The sequence below is a fragment of the Chelativorans sp. AA-79 genome, from assembly GCF_029457495.1.
Lineage (GTDB): Bacteria > Pseudomonadota > Alphaproteobacteria > Rhizobiales > Rhizobiaceae > Chelativorans.
The window spans coordinates 96,930-111,645 of the sequence record NZ_CP120362.1; the positions used below are offsets into that span (position 1 = coordinate 96,930).

Annotated in this window: 13 protein-coding genes and 2 pseudogenes; 4 read left to right on the forward strand and 11 right to left on the reverse strand. The window is 61.6% G+C overall.

Going from position 1 to position 14,716, the window contains the following annotated elements:
* Positions 1-65: 65 nt before the first annotated feature.
* Positions 66-923 carry a hypothetical protein gene (locus PVE73_RS26370; RefSeq protein ID WP_277367756.1) on the reverse strand — a complete coding sequence of 286 codons (858 nt, stop codon included), beginning with the start codon at positions 921-923 and terminating at the stop codon, positions 66-68.
* Here PVE73_RS26370 and PVE73_RS26375 point away from each other — a divergent pair.
* Together PVE73_RS26375 and PVE73_RS26380 are read left to right on the forward strand one after the other, a co-directional pair.
* A complete protein-coding gene (locus tag PVE73_RS26375; protein WP_277367757.1) occupies positions 913-2,190 on the forward strand; it encodes a molybdopterin-dependent oxidoreductase in 1,278 nt (425 codons plus the stop codon). The genes PVE73_RS26370 and PVE73_RS26375 overlap by 11 nt on opposite strands.
* Positions 2,177-2,737 carry a cytochrome c gene (locus PVE73_RS26380; protein ID WP_277367758.1) on the forward strand — a complete coding sequence of 187 codons (561 nt, stop codon included), beginning with the start codon at positions 2,177-2,179 and terminating at the stop codon, positions 2,735-2,737. Before PVE73_RS26375 ends, PVE73_RS26380 begins: the two co-directional genes overlap by 14 nt.
* Before the next feature lie 231 nt (positions 2,738-2,968).
* Here PVE73_RS26380 and PVE73_RS26385 read toward each other — a convergent pair.
* A pseudogene (locus PVE73_RS26385) lies at positions 2,969-3,223 on the reverse strand (transposase); the annotation flags it as partial.
* A 75-nt stretch (positions 3,224-3,298) separates the two neighbouring features.
* Here PVE73_RS26385 and PVE73_RS26390 point away from each other — a divergent pair.
* On the forward strand, positions 3,299-4,324 hold the full coding sequence (locus tag PVE73_RS26390; RefSeq protein ID WP_277364553.1) for an IS110 family transposase: 1,026 nt from the start codon (positions 3,299-3,301) through the stop codon (positions 4,322-4,324).
* A 272-nt stretch (positions 4,325-4,596) separates the two neighbouring features.
* On the opposite strand, the pseudogene PVE73_RS26395 reads toward PVE73_RS26390, so the two are convergent.
* The 4 genes and pseudogenes from PVE73_RS26395 to PVE73_RS26410 all read right to left on the reverse strand — a co-directional run.
* Positions 4,597-4,743, reverse strand: a pseudogene (locus PVE73_RS26395) (IS630 family transposase); the annotation flags it as partial.
* 88 nt (positions 4,744-4,831) lie between these two features.
* Entirely contained in the window at positions 4,832-5,695 is an 864-nt protein-coding gene (locus PVE73_RS26400; RefSeq protein ID WP_277367623.1) for a TniQ family protein, read from the reverse strand.
* Positions 5,692-6,573, reverse strand: coding sequence for a TniB family NTP-binding protein (locus tag PVE73_RS26405; protein WP_277367624.1), 882 nt, complete (start codon positions 6,571-6,573; stop codon positions 5,692-5,694). The genes PVE73_RS26400 and PVE73_RS26405 overlap by 4 nt, the downstream gene beginning before the upstream one ends.
* Before the next feature lie 12 nt (positions 6,574-6,585).
* Complete coding sequence (locus PVE73_RS26410; protein ID WP_277367625.1) at positions 6,586-8,199, reverse strand: Mu transposase C-terminal domain-containing protein; 1,614 nt, start codon at positions 8,197-8,199, stop codon at positions 6,586-6,588.
* 302 nt (positions 8,200-8,501) lie between these two features.
* Here PVE73_RS26410 and PVE73_RS26415 point away from each other — a divergent pair, with 302 nt between their 5' ends.
* Entirely contained in the window at positions 8,502-9,479 is a 978-nt protein-coding gene (locus tag PVE73_RS26415; RefSeq protein ID WP_277367759.1) for an MBL fold metallo-hydrolase, read from the forward strand.
* 117 nt (positions 9,480-9,596) lie between these two features.
* Here the strand turns inward: PVE73_RS26415 and PVE73_RS26420 are convergent, their stop codons facing one another.
* The 5 genes from PVE73_RS26420 to PVE73_RS26440 all read right to left on the reverse strand — a co-directional run bounded on the left by PVE73_RS26420 (position 9,597) and on the right by PVE73_RS26440 (position 14,716).
* Positions 9,597-10,523: a formylglycine-generating enzyme family protein gene (locus PVE73_RS26420; protein WP_139789260.1), complete on the reverse strand. Its 927-nt coding sequence runs from the start codon at positions 10,521-10,523 to the stop codon at positions 9,597-9,599.
* The gene (locus PVE73_RS26425; protein ID WP_277367760.1) at positions 10,523-11,377 is read right to left on the reverse strand and encodes a carbohydrate ABC transporter permease; all 855 of its coding nucleotides are present in this window, start codon (positions 11,375-11,377) and stop codon (positions 10,523-10,525) included. Before PVE73_RS26425 ends, PVE73_RS26420 begins: the two co-directional genes overlap by 1 nt.
* Positions 11,374-12,291, reverse strand: coding sequence for a sugar ABC transporter permease (locus PVE73_RS26430; protein ID WP_139789259.1), 918 nt, complete (start codon positions 12,289-12,291; stop codon positions 11,374-11,376). The genes PVE73_RS26425 and PVE73_RS26430 overlap by 4 nt, the downstream gene beginning before the upstream one ends.
* A 61-nt stretch (positions 12,292-12,352) precedes the next feature.
* Positions 12,353-13,636 (reverse strand): extracellular solute-binding protein, encoded by a 1,284-nt coding sequence (locus PVE73_RS26435; protein WP_277367761.1) that lies wholly within the window; start codon positions 13,634-13,636, stop codon positions 12,353-12,355.
* 33 nt (positions 13,637-13,669) lie between these two features.
* The gene (locus tag PVE73_RS26440) at positions 13,670-14,716 is read right to left on the reverse strand and encodes a LacI family DNA-binding transcriptional regulator (protein WP_277367762.1); all 1,047 of its coding nucleotides are present in this window, start codon (positions 14,714-14,716) and stop codon (positions 13,670-13,672) included.

The window sequence follows — 14,716 nt, forward strand, 5'->3', positions numbered from 1 at the left end:
CCTCGCTTTCCCATGCGATCTCGTAGCCGCCCGACATAGCTTGCGCATCCGTTCGGTCCCCTGCTTCACGATGACTGCTTCCGCGCGCATTCCGCATGTTTGGCGTACTCCGGCGTTTCGACGCCCTTCAGGCGCCATTTCATACCGTCTTCCCATCCGGTGTCGCCCTCGACGAGACAGGCGACCTGACGCTTAGCACGGTTCCCACCGGAGCACACACGGTCCAGCCACGAATGAAGCCGTGCCGGTGATCGATCGAGGCGTGGTTTTGTACCGAAGGACGGGGCGGCAGTATCGCACTGCCTGGCCTTTCCCTTCTCGTCGGCCTTGGCCTTGGAGAACTTCACCGTCCAGCGCATGTCGCGGTCCTTCTGGCGCAGCTTCGCCGGCTTCTCCTTCCATGTGTCCGGAACCTTGCCCGCCTTGATCTGGCCTTGCCGCCGTCCGTGCTGCGCTGCTTCGGCCCCGCCACGATTGTGGCATCGACGATCTGCCCGCCCATGGCGAGGTAGCCGGACTTGGTAAGGTGCTTGTCGAAGCGGGCGAACAGGTTCTCCACCGCCCGGGCTTGCGTGAGGTGTGCGCGGAAAAACCAGATCGTCCAAAATCGCGATTGAGCGGCTGCACGAGGGCTTCAAGCGCAGGATGAACACGCAGACCGTGCTGCCCTGCGCCGAAGCCGTCGCCAAGCTGTCCCCCGCAACCATCTGATATGTCTTGAATCCGGACATCACCTTTACATTGGGCCTCGGCGGGATCAAAATAAAAGAGGATACTTGGCGCGCATGGCCGCGCCGGCAGGTCAGCTTCACTACAGGAGGAGGCTTGACGATGGGCGGTAGCGAGGAAAGAGGGCGTTTGCCCCGGGGCCAGAGTTCTGAGAGGTTTATCCGCGCGTCGGATGGAAAGGAAATGCCGCTCACCCGCAGGTCCGTTCTGGCCGGGAGCGCGGCCGTAATCGGCTGGGCGGCAAGCCGGGCCGAACTGCGGGCTCAGGAGAAATATCCCCCGGAGGACCCGCTCTGGCAGCCGTCGCGCGAGGAATATGTCAACAATGATACCGACCGCCCTTGGGCGCAGACGGGAGCTCATCCGAGCGAGGTCGGCAGTCGATCCCCGTTCGTCGATCTGCGGCGGACGATCCCAATGCCGCCTCGCAACATCTACATGGAAAGCTCCTACACGGATTGGCGCATGGGCGGCGCCGGCGGCATGATCACCCCGTCGGATCTATGCTTCGAAAGGCACCACGCCGGCATCCCCTTGATCGACCCGGGCAAGTACCAGCTTCTGATCCACGGAATGGTCGAGCGGCCGATGATGTTCACACTCGATGATCTCAAGCGTCTCGGCGCCGAGCGCCGGTTCGTCTTCTGGGAGTGCCAGGGTAATGGCGGGCACAGGATGAGTGCCGGCGAGGTGGACCCGGACACGACGATCCTGGAGACCCTCAGGCTCTCCAGCGCGTGCGAATGGATCGGCGTTCCGGTACGCACGCTCATGGAATTGGTCAACGTCGACCCTGACGCTACCTGGGGAATGGTCGAATCTTATGACGCGGCAGGAATGAACCGCAGCGTCGACATCGACACGCTGTGGAGCCGAGCGTACCTCTTTTACAGCCAGAACGGCGAACCCGTACGCCCGGAGAACGGCTATCCAGTTCGCTTCATGATTCCGGGAATGGAAGGCAACATCAACATCAAGTGGGTGCGACGCATCAAATTCGCTGACCACTACTTTCAAACCCGCGAGGACATTCGCTACTCCGACCCGGTTCCGGACGGCCCCTATTACCAGTATTCGGTTCAGTATGGTGCCCGGTCACACATCATCACCCCGTCGGGCGGCATGCAGCTGACGCAGACCGGGCCGCGCGAAATCCGTGGCATGGCGTATTCGGGCAACGGCAGGATCGCGTACGTTGAGGTCAGCACCGACGGCGGGGAGACCTGGCAGATGGCGCGGCTGCACGACCCCGTGCTGCCGCAAATGGCGACGATGTTCACCCTGCCCTGGAGCTGGGACGGCAGCGAGACCAAGCTCAAGAGCCGCGCTGTGGACGAGACCGGCTACCGCCAGCCGACCCACGAGTGGATCGCCAAGCATTCACCGCAAGGCATTGCCTATAACGCGATCCAGACTTGGCACATTCACCCGAACGGGAGAATCACACATGCTGCGGGTTAAACGGATCGGACACAGACTTGCCAGTTTGATTTTCGCCGCCGCGACATTGATGGTCGCGACCGCAGTCGGAGCCTCTGGACAAGAGATCGGTCGCGCTGCAACGAGTGAGGAGATTACGGCTTGGGACATTGATGTTGCGCCCGATGGCGAGGGCCTGCCTGCAGGGAGCGGCGCAGTGATGGCCGGACAGAAACTTTACGAGGCCCAGTGCCTCTTCTGTCATGGCCCGACCGGCGCGGAGACGCGGGCGCACTCGCTGATTAAGCCTCGCCTCAGAAACTTTTGGTGCTGCGCGACCTCAGTGTACGACTATATCTACCGCGCTATGCCGTTCCACCAGCCGCAGTCGCTGCAGCCGGACGAGCTCTACAGCCTGACGGCCTACGTTCTGTTCCTGAACGGCATTGTGCCGGAGGATTTTGTCGCGGACGCTGAGACTCTGCCGGCTGTCGAGATGCCCCGGGCGCCGAGTTATGCATTCAATCCCTGGACGACGCCCGACAAGGTGCGCCAGCCCGGCGATCCTTGGTCGAGTGAAAATCCGTAGCCGGACAGTGGGGGCGTGAACCGGCACCGCAGTGTAACTATGCCTGCGGATCGGCGCCGGGATTCCACGCCGATCCACAGATCGCCGAATCGGTACTCGTAGAGGTTACGGTGGCGCATGCGCGCAGTTGGAGATCGGCGACACGACCTCGCAACCAGCCGCGTCACGGTGGCGCTTTGCCGGTCCACATCGTGCCGCAGCGGCGACCTTGCAGCTTAGAGCGGGATGAGTTTAGGTTTGTTCGTATCCTGCATTGGTGAAGTAGTTTCTGCATTCCTGGGCTGATACTGAGCTGAGGATTTGGCCTATGGCATTGCAGACGGCCTCACGGGTTCGTTCAGCGGTGTTGCGCAGGTGGTGTTTGAGCTTGGCGAAGAGCTGCTTGATTGGGTTGAGGTCGGGCGAGTACTTGGGCAGGAAGATGAGTTTCGCACCGGCGGCGCGGATGGCTTTCCGGACGGCTTTGCCCTTGTGAGAGCCGAGATTGATGGGGTGGACGCCCCCTCACGGCATCGCTGTGCCAAAGTGGTGTCGTTGATCATCACTTGAACGGAGGCGTCCATGTTGGAAGTTAACACAATCGGATTGGACCTGGCGAAGAACGTGTTCCAGGCGCACGGCGCAGATGGGTCGGGAGCTGTGCTGTTCCGGAAGAAGCTTCGCCGCGATCAGGTACTTCGCTTTCTTGTCGATCAGCCGGCCTGCACGGTTGCCATGGAAGCGTGCGCCGGCAGCCATTACTGGGCGCGGGAGATCGCGAAGCTCGGGCACGAAGTCCGGCTGATCGCTCCGGGATACGTCAAGCCATTTGTGAAGCGTCAGAAGAACGATGCGGCTGACGCCGAAGCAATCTGTGAAGCTGCGCAACGGCCGACCATGCGGTTCGTGGCGGTGAAGAGCGAAGAGCAGCAGGCTGCGGCAATGGTGTTCCGCATCCGCGATCTTGTGGTTCGCCAGCGGACCCAGACGATCAATGCAATACGCGGCCATCTTGCGGAATTTGGACTTGTGGCTGCGCAAGGCCTCTTCCACGTGGCCAAGCTCATCGCGACGATTGAGGATAAGGGTTCCGCCATCCCCGAAGCCGCCCGCCCGATCCTGTCTCTACTCGTTGAGCAGTTACGGGCGCTGGATACGAGAGTGGCCGAACTAGACCGAGAGGTCGCTCGGCGCGCCAGAGAGGATACGGAAGCCAGGCGCTTGATGACCATTCCCGGTATAGGACCGGTCACCGCGACGGCGCTTGCCGCGTTGGCCCCGTCCGCTCAGACCTTCGAGAGAGGCCGAGACTTCGCGGCATGGCTCGGACTAACGCCGCTGCAACGTTCTTCGGGCGGCAAGCAGAAGCTCGGCGAGACGACTCGAATGGGCGAGCGAACCCTGCGACGGCTGCTGATCATTGGGGCCAGCGCCGCCGTGCGCTGGGCCATGCGGAAGGGATCGACCGGGGATCCGTGGCTTTCGCGGATGCTTGAGCGCAAGCCACCCATGCTGGTCATCGTCGCCTTGGCCAACAAGACGGCGCGCATCGTGTGGGCATTGATGGCCAGAGGCGGAACCTATCGAACGCCGGCCATAGCAGGATAGTCCGCTCTATACCGCTCCTCGAGCGGGCTGCCATGGTGTGAGAAGGTCGAACGGAGAGTATGGCGCAACGGTCAACGAGACGGGATCGGGAAAACCAGATCATGGATACGTGCCTTGAGCACGCGAGATTGAATTGGACCCGCTCCGCGAACTCCCATACGGGCCCGCGGCATGTAGAACGCCGCATCAGAGGCCGGACACATGTCAGCACCTGACCACGCTCCGCGCTCTTCGAAAAGATTCTTCTTGCACCAACGGGGGCGTCCACACATGTCCATGACGACGATATCGCCGGGCTTCAATGTCGGCACGAGCACCTCCTCGACATAGATGAGGAACCGCTCACCGTTGATCGGCCCGTCGATGAGCCATGGTGCCTCGACCCGGTCGTGGCGCAAGGCGGCGATGAAGGTGGATGTCTTCCTGTCGCTTGGCACTTAAACGCAAGAATGCGGCGGTTTTGTCCGGATTGGGCACCTAATCGTGAGAATCCTCGCAGCCAGATTCTCAAATTAACTGCATTTGCCCAGAAGCTCGCAACTTGCCGGCCCGAGCGATCATGTTCTCGGCGGCGTCGGTGAATCGGACCTTGTTGTCACCCATCATGTGACCACGCAGCATCCGGAGCATTTCCGGACCGGCACGCTCGACGATGGCAACGCCTGCAAGCAGAGCCGGCCGCAAGTGAAGCGGCAGGATGGGCTTTGCAGGGGTCGGCAGGTTCACCTGTTCTGCGGCAACGACATGGTCGAGATCGGGAACGATTGCACCGAGCACCCTGTAGCGCCAAAGCTCATGCTCGCGCGGAAGGGGCCAGATCACTCGCCGCATCAGGAGAAGCCGGGCGATTTCGGCTGGCGATGTCCACGTTCGGATGCCACGTTCGGCTTCATCGTCGAGCAGCTTTTCGCCGCGCAGTGCCGCAACGCGATATTGCGGGAAGGGGAGGAGTTCGCGCCGGTTTTCAGCTCGAAGCAGGTCACCGCACAGCGGACATGTGATGCGCCATCCCAGCAGTTGGCTTCGCAGGACCGGCGACGGTCCCGGGCCACCAGGGCTGCAGCTCGTGCAGAACTGCGCTGGTCTCGCGGCGAGGAGCCGATGCGACGACTTCGGCACATCGATGAAGGTCATTCGACGCAAGACGGCCGGTTCGATGGCGAACATGCTGGCGAGGCGGATTTCCTGATCACTGCTCAGATGGAGATCGGCTGATCGCAATGAGGAAACCTCCGGTAGGAAGTGCCGAAGCATGACGAGGGGTGGAACCACGTAAAAGGCAGCGTGCCGGCTAATCCAGGACGACAACAACTCGTCGGTATAGGGCGGCAACCACACCGGCAACTGCCGGGGCGGCGTGTTCTCCGTCATGCGAATGCCGCCTCGGCATCGAATTCCGGCTCCCAGTTCTCGATCGCTGCGTCGGTGATGTGCTCGCGGCCGCTTTCGACGGCCTCGATGGCGAGGCTATTGATCATGTGGAAGATGTTGGCGGTGATCCCCTCGGTGATCTGTAGGATCCGGCGTAAGGATTTCGGCGTGAGCACCGAGGGCCGACGCAGCGGTGTGTTGCGCAGGATCGACACCACCAACGTCTCGAACTGCTCGTTCGCAGCCCATCTGCTCAGTGTGAGTTGGTCGAATCGCCGCGCAAGCTGAACGTCGCCGCTGATCGCCTCGCGCGCATCGTTGACGCCGAAGCAGACCAGCGAGATCTGCAGACGATTGCTGAGGAAGCGAAGAGTGTTCAGAACAATGCGCTGCTCGCGATAGGATCCAGCGAGAATGTTGTGCACCTCGTCGATGACCAGCACCTGCACGCCGATGGCCTCCATGATACGCAGCGCAGCCTGTTCCATCTGGGCGATGTCGGCGCGCGGCCGCTGCGGCGCGCCGAGAAGGGTGAGCAGCTCGGCGTAGAAGCGCCGTTCACCGGGGCGGCTGGTCATTTCCATAGCAAGGACCGGCGTCTTCAGGGTGCCCGTCGCCGGATTGAAGCTCGGCGGGTGTTCGTCCCGGAACCGCTTCATGATCATAGTCTTCCCCATGCCGCTGTCGCCATAGATCGCGACCGAGGGCATGCGCGTGCCTCGCGGATGGTCGAGGAGCGCGCTCAGCCGGTCGAGCGCCTGTTTGGCGCGAGGGTAAAGCACCCAGCGGCGCGATCGTATCGCGCGAATGCGCCGCTCGTCGGTTTCGGCAAGCAGCGCGGCGGCGCCGGTGGTCAGGTGGGAGATTTCATCGCTCATGTTCACTCCAGCTCAATCTGTATCCTCAACAAAGGGTACAGGTTTGCTGGAGTCGACGCCGCGGAGCGAGCCCAATCCCCGATCATCCACCTTCGATTTCGAAGAAGCCTTCCCGCGTCGCGCAGCCGCCGTCTTATTGGTTGCCACCTCGACCAATTCTCGCTGTGCGACGGCGGTGCGGACGATGGCGCGCGTGTCCACTTCACGGCGGCCTTTGGCCAGCAAGCTGCGTCGGGCGGTCACCGCCTCGTGCAGGGTGATCGAAGGCAACGTCACGTCGGCATAGCGGGCTTCCACGAAGTTTCCTGAAGGCCGCCGGACGAAGATGCGCGCCATGTCACGCGGATCGTATTTGACAAGCAAGCGCCGTTCAGAACGCCCGACGTCGGCGCTGAGCGCCGCGGACCAATAACGCAGGCCAAACAGGTGAATACCGGTCGGCCGCAAGGTGCGCTCCTGCTCCGGCAGGAACGCCAGCCAGAAGCGCATTCGATCTTGTGGCAACCGAAGCGGGATTTCGCCCTCGTGCTCCCGCCATATCGCGATCGGCGGTCGACCCAGACTGCCGTGGATCGATTGATGGTAGGCGCCGACGATGTCGAGAGCGATGTAGCGCTCGAGCTCCCTCAGAGTCAGGGCCGCATGGCGCTTGGAGTTGTAGTCGCCCAACTCCTGTTCGTTGCTGAACGTTGTTCCGGGCAGGAGATGCAGCCTCCCCATCTGCGTGCCGATCAGGCGCTCGATATGACCGCCGAAACGCGGCTCACCCGGTGGCCGCCACTCGATCGCGATGCCGGCGTCCTGGCATCCTCGCTTGAAGGCCCGGCTGCGGAAGTCAGGGCCATTGTCGACGTGCACCGTGTCCGGCAGGCCGGCGACGGGCCAAGGCTCCGTTATCTCGCGTTCCCGCAGCCATGCCGATTTGTCGAACACGGAGTGTAGCAGGCACAGGCTGGTCGACAGGCGGGACGGCGCCTCCATCGTGAGATAGAAGCCGGTCACCATCCGGCTGCAGACATCCATCGCTAGCGTCAGCCATGGTCGTCCGATCGGCTGCCGCGTCTCTTCGTCAACGACGAAGATGTCGGCCTTGGTATGGTCGATCTGCACCACTGCCAGGGGACGAGAGGCCTCAAACGATCCGGGAACGGCCGTTGTCGCCTTGAAGATCTTCTGTTCGCCGCGGCGCTTGGCTCGTTTCTGGAGGTCGATGTCCTTGAGGCGGGTCACTATCGTTCGGCGATGCGGCGGCTTCAGTCCAACCGAGATGCAGTTTGTCTGCACGTCCCGCACCAACTGCGAGATCGTCGGTCGGGTCCGCTTCAGGTAGAACCTTTTGATAGTCTTGCTAACGATCTCCTCCCGCTTCTCGTCCAGCGTACGATGACCCTCAGGCCGTCCGCGCTTACGATCGACAAGAGACAGAACGGTCCCGCCGGCGCGGAACAGCTTGATCAGCCGGTAGGCCGTCGCCTGGCTGACATTCATCTCGGCAGCGAGCCCGGAAACGTCTGCCGCGGTCGCACCGTCAGGATTGCGCTTCAGGAATTCACGGATCGCATCCGCCCGCCGGCAAGCTTCATCCCAAAGCGCTTCGTCAATCTCGTCAGGAAATGGATCGTTCATGGCAGGCTCGCGAGGAAACATCGCGAACCTCATTCTCACATTAAGTGACAAAAACCAATGCGCATTATCGAATTAACTGCCCATTCGCAAATTAAGTGCCAGCGTAAGCATCTGAAATCATTGAGGCATGATTCTCATAATTAAGTGCCAAGCGACACCTGCTGCAGGCCTGAACCATAACCGGTCCGACTTCGATTGCCCACCGAGCCCGGAAACACGAACAGCGAGCACATGATTTGCTGAACAGTGCCAGAGAACGCGGCCTTGTATTTCCCTTTGCCGAACCGCCGGCGGTTGGAGCCGTGATCGAGGTCGCGCCGGGAATCCTGTGGACGCGCATTCCGCTGCCGTTCCGCCTCGATCACGTGAACATCTACCTGATCGAGGATCAGGGCGGGTGGGCCGTCCTCGATGCCGGGATAGGCGACGACGTCACGCGTGCAGCCTGGGAAGCGCTCGTAGCCGGTCCGCTCGCGGGCAAGCGCCTGACCCGCCTGATCGTGACCCATTTCCATCCGGATCACATAGGCTCGGCCGGATGGCTCTGCGAACGCTTTGACATTCCGCTGCTGACCAGCCAGACCGCCTATCTCGGCTGCATCAACATCTCGTTAAGCCCCGGCGCGCTCGATGCGAAGTCCTACCACGATTTTTATGCCCGGCACGGACTTGACCCGGCAACGACGGCGCTTGTCGGATCGGACGGGCATCGATACCTGAAGATGGTCACGAAGCTGCCGCCGACTTTCACACGTGTCGTCGCCGGCGACATTCTGACGATCGGCGGGCGGGAATTTCGCGTGCTTTCGGGAGACGACCATGCGCCCGAACAGCTTATGCTCCACGGCCCCTCGGAAAATGCCTTTCTGGCGGCCGACCAGGTCATCGCCCGCATCACACCCAATGTCAGCGTCTGGGCGGTCGATCCGGAGGGCGATCCGCTCGGCCTCTATCTCAGATCGCTCGAAAACATCACAAGGAATGTCCCGGATGAGGTGCTTGTCCTGCCGGGGCATCAGCTGCCCTTCCATGGGCTTCACGAGCGCTGCCGACAGTTGACCGGCCATCACCAAGAACGCTGCAATTTGATTGAAACCGCTTGCCGGCAGAAGGCGCACACGGTAGCCGATCTCGTGCCGGTGCTGTTCCCGCGGCCGCTTGATCCGCATCAGCTTGGCTTTGCCTTCAGCGAGGTGCACGCTCACGTCAACTCCATGCTGAGGTTAGGGAAGCTGACACAGCGCACGGATAGTGACGGGACCGTTCGGGTTACCGTTTGAGCCAATCAGGGAGACAGCCGAAGGGTAACCGGCGGCCCGTGCCTTATTCTTTTCTGAAACGAAGATCTGGAATGACCGCCGGCCGCACCTGCGCCCTCACGCATCTGAGGTAATTATTCAGCTCATATCACAAACCAGCCGAAATCCTTGGTGCGATGTGGAGCTGTCCGGCGTATTGCCGGTGCGTGCTGCTATCCTGTAACGGTAGCAATAGCTTAAGTGGCAGAGGAAAGAGCCACCTTTTAGAACCTTCATGCCGCGCTTTGTCTCGGCCTGCCGTCGCAGCGCTCTGCTCAATGAGCGTATTTTGAATGGATCGGCTGTCCATTCCCATACATTGCCCAGCATGTTGTGAATACCGGCCGGATTGGGCGCGAAACTCCCCTCGGGAGCCGTTCTGAAGTAACCGTCGGCTGCGATATTCACCGCCGGAAACTCGCCCTGCCAGATATTGCACGGCAGGAAATCGGTATCATCGGGTTCCCTGTCTCCCCAAGTGAAGCGGACATCGCCTTGGCCCGCACGCGCCGCATGTTCCCATTCGATTTCCGTCGGCAGCCGCCCGCCGCACCATTTCGCAAATGCCGCAGCATCGCGCCAGGAGACGTGAACGACCGGATGGTTGGCGCGATCCTTGATGCCGGAACCAGCCCCTTCCGGCTGGCGCCAGTTTGCGCCGTCGACACGGCGCCACCAGGTCAGGTTCGGGATCGGCGACGCTCGCGGCGCGTCCAGGTGGAATACGTAGGACCAGCCGAACTCTTCCGCATGAGTCCGGTAGCCCGTTTCGGCAACAAATTGCGAAAACCGCCGGTTGGAAACGGGATTTTTGTCGATCCTGAAGTCGGCCAGAACGGCTCTCTCGACGATGGCTTCGCCATCCACGACGTAGACGGGTTTGTCGGTTCCCCGAAAAGCCGTACCGCCCGAGATCAATACTGTGTCGCCGGCATGCAGGGTTCGAGATCCCCCGGGGATGGCGGCGCGCGGCGCCGAGGCGGTGTGGTTTCCCGGCATGCAGCAATTTGGAAGGTTGCTGTCCATCACTTGACGCTGCCGCTTGTCAGGCCGGACACGATATGCTTTTGCGCGAAGACCAGAACCAGGATCACGGGGAGCGAGATGATGGTCGCTGCCGCAGCCAGGTTGTTCCAGTAGACACTCAGGCCGCTGATCAGGTCAACCAGCGCGGTTGAAACGGTTCGGTTCTCGCCTTGCAGCAGCGTCAGCGCGAACGGGTATTCCCCCCATACAAGCAGGAATGCCATCAGTCCGACCGTCACCATTCCGACCTTCGCTGACGGGATGAACACCTTGCGGAAGAACTGCCAGTCCGAGCATCCGTCGATGCGCGCGGCTTCATCAATTTCGATGGGAACGGAATAGGCGAAGCTCAGGCTGAGTAGCGCCGCGAAGGGCAGGAAGAAGACGATCAGCAACAGGATGTAGCCGATTGCCGAATTGTAGAGCCCAAGCCAGCTCAAAGCGAGATAGACCGGTATGATCAATGCCGGCCCTTCGAAGAGCTGTATCACGATGAACAGAAGCTGCACACGCCCGACCCACGGCCCGCGCATGCGCGACAGCACATAGCCCAGCAGGAGCCCCAGCAGCATAACGCCGGTGGCCGCGAAGCAGGCTATCACCGCCGTGTTCAGGAAATACCGGAGCCAATCCGTCGAATACCCCTTGCTGAGCCAGACTTCACGATAGGCGTCGAAAACCAGCTCTTTCGGGAAGAATGTCAGCGGATACTGGTAGACTTCCGCCACTGACCTGACGGATATCAGGACCAGCCAGATGACCGGGAACAGGATGACCGTCAGCAGGATCGCTGCGACGCCCAACTCGAAAGCCTTCGACAGCAGATAGCCGGTCCGCGACGAGCCAGTGTTCACGATTCCCTCCTGGCCGCGCGGAGTGCCCGCACATACACAATCCCGATAATCACGAGCAGTGCGGCATTGAGCAGGCTCGCGGCGGAAGCGAGCCCGACATTCCCGACATCAAAAGCCATCCGGTATATGTAGGTCGGGATCGTCTCGCTCTGCCCGATCGGTCCGCCGCCGGTCATCACATGCACGAACACCAGATTGTTGGCGACCCAGATCGTCACCAGCAACACCATGGTCAGCGTCTGCTGGGTGATACCCGGCAGGGTGATATGCCAGAAACGCCGCCACGCCGACGCGCCGTCGATCGCCGCCGCATCGTAGAGCGATTGATCGACCGTCTTGATCGCCGCCGCCGTGACCAGCGCAAACATCGGGAAAAGCCTCCAGACGATCGCGAAGCACACGGTATAGAGGGCGAGCCCCGGCGAGCTGAGCCAAGGCACCGGATCGGCCAGGAAGCCGATTTGTGCGAGGGTGCTGTTGAAAATCCCGTTCTGCGTCTGAAAGAACCATCTGAAGAGCGCGGCGGTGACCACGCCCGGCAGCACCCAGGGCACGAGCATGAATGCACGCGTGAATCGGATTATGGCGCCGTCCCGGGACAGGAAGAGGCCGGTCGCGATGCCCAAAATCGTGATGAGCACGACGCTGACGCCGATCCAGATGAACGTGTTCAGCAGCGCGGTGAGGCTCTTGGGATCGGAGAATATGAAGGTGAAATTGCGCCATCCCACATAACTCGTCGGCACGAGAGTGTAGATGTCGACCTCGTGCAGGGCGTAGTAGACCAGACTGAGGAACGCGAAGACCATCAGCGCCGATATAATGGAGGTCGGAGGCAGCAGCACGTAGCGTCTGAAAGCCCGGCTCTGGCCGTGCAGAGCGGCCTCCGGATTACCCTCGGGGAGTGCGGTCATTGCGTGCTCCTTCGACCAAAAAGCCGGCGCCGCGATCGGCCGCGGCGCCGGGTTTTGCAAGTCACTTAGCGATGGCCGCCTTGGTCGCGTTCTCCACGTCAGCCGCCGCCTGCTCGGGCGTCACGACGCCGAGCACCACGCCCTGCAGGGCCTCGCTGAAGCTGCGCCGCAGGTCCGGATATTCGGGGAAGAAGGGGATGCTGACGACGTTGTCGAACAGCGTGCCTTCCTCGTAGGCGGCGGCAAGCGCGGGATATTGCTGCTTGAATCCCTCCGACCGGAGCATCGCGTGCGCGGTGGGAACCCGGCCCTTAACCTCGGAGCCATCCCAGCCGTAGTGCTGCTTGGGGTCGAACCAGTAGTCGAGATATTCGACCGCGAGTTCCTTGTCGTCGGTCTGCGACGTCACGAGGAAAAGGAAGGGAGCGTGGGCTTCAAAGGACGCCGAAGGGAAGCTGCCCGTCACCTTGTCCGGCTTGGGGAAGCTGATCATGACCGCCGGAAAATCCGCGGGAACCTCGTAGTCCGTCTGGATGATCGGCGCGAAGGACTTGGTGATGACCATAGCCGCTCTCCCCTGGTAGAAGAGCTGAAGAGCGTCACGGAAATTCGCGTCGACGATCCCCTGTGGCGCATATTGGGTCAGATCCTTGACAAGCTGGAAAGTGTCAACCAGCGCCTGACCGCCCATTGCGGGCTTCCCGTCGTGATCCAGCCAACGTCCGCCATTCACCGATATGATGGACTGGATGATGTCGGTGTCGAGTGTCGTGGTGCTCGCCGCGAAGACGATGCCGGCGACGCCATCCTTGTTGAGCGCCTTGGCCGCCGCCCGCAACTGGCTCCATGTTCTGGGGGGCTGGACGCCTGCGGCCTCGAGCATGGCCGCGTTGTAGATGATCACCGGGCTCAGATCGACGAAGGTGGACATGCCGTAGGACTTGCCGCCATATTTTCCGAGCTCCCACAACTCCTTGGGATAGTTGGCGGCCCAGCCCACAACCTTGTCGGCAGCGATCTCGTCGAGCGGCAAGACAGCGCCAGCCTCGGCGATTTTGCCGAGGACCGTGTTGTCGGCGGCAAGCACGTCGGGAAGGTTTCCGGCTATCGTCGCCGTCGAAATTCCCTGCGCGCGCGTTTCCCAGTCCTGCGATTCCCAGGTTACCTTCCCTCCCGGGAAACCCTCGTTGATCTTGGTGAAATAGTCCCGCTCGGCCTTCGGGCTACCGTACTTCCAGACCTGGAGCTCCTGGGTCTGTGCGGACGAGCCCAGGGTCGCAAGGCCGAAAAGAACGGCGCCCCCCAATCCTAGCATCATCGATCTGGTTGCGTTGAAACGAGTCATTACTTCCTCCCTTACAATGCGCGCGCCTGAGTCTTAAAGCTGTTGCCGTTCAATCGGCGGCCGAACCTCGCCGGGCGGCGCGCAGGATTCCCTGACGACGAGTTCCGTTGGAATGTTGTGGACCGCGCCGGCCAGCTCCGAGTGGCCCGACAGGAGGGCGACAATGGCCTCGGCGGCTAAGCGTCCGACCCGCGCGATGTCGCGACGCACGACCGTTATCGGCGGGCGGTAGAGCTGGGTGATGTCGATGTCGTCGCAGCAGATGATCGAAAGATCGTCCGGTATTGAAAGGGCGCAGGAATTGATCACCGGGAGGAGGCCTAAAAGCAGCGGCGTGCCGCCGGTGATGATCGCGGTGGGGCGATTATCGCGCCGCAGCAACGCGGTGCCAGCTTTCTCTCCATATTCGCGGCTGAACGAGCCGTGGAAGACCAAGTTCCTGTTCACCGGGATGTGCCTGGCTTCGAAAGCCCGTTCGTATCCCGCCACGCGGGCCCGTCCTGCGGAAACATTCTGGCTTCCCGTGATTATCGCGATGTCGCGGTGCCCGAGATCCAGGAGATATTTTGTGGCTTGCTCCACGCCGGTCACGTGATCCGTCATGACCCGAACGCTCGGCGCCGGCGATTCACGATCGAGCACGGCGACAGGGACACCGCGCGCGGCCGCCATCTCGACGATATGTGCGCCGCTGTCGATGCTCGGGCTCAGGATCAGACCGTCCACATCCTGTTCAAGAAACGAGCGAACGATTTTGAGCTCGCGTTCGGGATGGTCGAAACTGTTGCGGATGAGCAGCGAAAGCCCTTCCGCGTCCAGCACGCGCTCGATGGCGACGGCTGCAGTAGAGAACAGCGGATTGGAAATATCGCGAACGCAATAGCCGATGTTCCGCGAACGGCCGGTCCTGAGATTTCGCGCCCACGCATTGGGCTGATAGTTCAGCTCCTCGATCGCCTTGAGGACCTTGCGCCGGGCTTCCTCGCTGGCATTGCCCTGATTGTTGAGGACGCGCGAAACCGTGCCCACGGCGACGCCAGCCCTTGCCGCAACGTCCTTGATCCTCGGCTGGGTGGACAT